The sequence below is a fragment of the Halorubrum sp. AD140 genome, assembly GCF_034497445.1.
Lineage (GTDB): Archaea > Halobacteriota > Halobacteria > Halobacteriales > Haloferacaceae > Halorubrum.
This window is the reverse complement of the sequence record NZ_JAXRUU010000297.1, coordinates 1-1,102: the sequence shown is the minus strand read 5'-3', so window position 1 is coordinate 1,102 and position 1,102 is coordinate 1. Positions and strand designations below refer to the sequence as shown.

Genomic DNA, 1,102 nt, shown 5'->3' with positions numbered 1-1,102 from the left:
CGCGCTCGGCGTCCTGGCCGTGGGGATCGTCGAGGGCCCAGTCGCGGGCCTCCACGCCGTCGGCGAGCGTCAGCGTCGAACACCCCATCGTGGCGACCACGTCGCACGCGTTCAGCTCCGCGGTCGGGACCTCCCGCGGGACGCGGTCGGCGAGGTCGATGTCGAGTTCCCGCATCGCCTCCACGACCTCGGGATGAACCTCGTCGGCCGGGTGCGTTCCGCCGGTCACGATCTCGACGCGGTCGTCGAGGCCGCGCTCGCGGCGCTCGCGCTTGGCGAACGCCGCGGACATCTGGCTGCGGCCGGCGTTCTGGACACAGACGAACCCGAACGTCACGACATCGTCGTCGCTCATACGCGTTTCTCTCGGTGCGCCCGATTAACGGTTCCTAAGAGGACTATAGAGCGATACGGATTCCGCGCGGCGGCGTCGACGAGCGCGGTCCGGCGACCGACGCTCACTCCAGCACGACCGAGAACCCCCACGCCGCCGACGACTCCGGTTCGGCGTCCTCGGACACGACCGCCATCGTCGTCTCGAACCGGTACTCGCCCACCGGGAGGCAGGCGTCCTCGCCGGGCGTCGCGTACAGGTCGAGGAGTCGTTCGCTCGATTCGCCGGGGTCGAGCGCGAACGTCCGGTACTCCTCGGTGATCGCGATGTCGTCGGTGAGCCGGCAGCAGTCGGGTTCGGCGGGGTACTCGCCGTCGGCCGGGAGGAGCACGAGCGCGTCGCAGCCGTCGGCGACGTACTCGAAGTGGACCGCGCAGCCCGCGCCGACCCACACCCGCTCGTCGCCCGCGTTCGTCAGCGTCGCGCGGAGCCGGGGCGGGTGCTCGGGCGTCGCGGCCTCTCGGACCACCTCGACGGCCGGCCGAATCTGGAGGTCGACCTCGTCGTCGCCGTCGCTTCCGTTCTCGTCTCCGTCGTCGCTTCCGTTCTCGTCTCCGTCGTCGCTTCCGTTCTCGCCGCCGTCGCTTCCGTTTTCGTCTCCGTCGCTTCCGTTCTCGCCGGCGTCGCTTCCGTTTTTGTCTCCGTCGTCGCCGCCGTCCGAACCGCTGCCGTCGCCGGGGTCGGTCGACGCACGGCCGGCGAGCGCGA

The 1,102-nt window shown here is 71.0% G+C and carries 2 protein-coding genes; both read right to left on the bottom strand.

Annotated elements, in window-relative coordinates; all coding sequences use genetic code 11:
- A partial coding sequence (locus U4E84_RS18330; RefSeq protein WP_322533493.1) for a low molecular weight phosphatase family protein occupies positions 1 to 355 on the bottom strand: 355 nt, incomplete at its 3' end.
- Between the two features lie 103 nt (positions 356 to 458).
- Positions 459 to 1,102 (bottom strand): hypothetical protein (locus U4E84_RS18325; protein ID WP_322533492.1); only part of this gene is annotated, 644 nt, incomplete at its 5' end.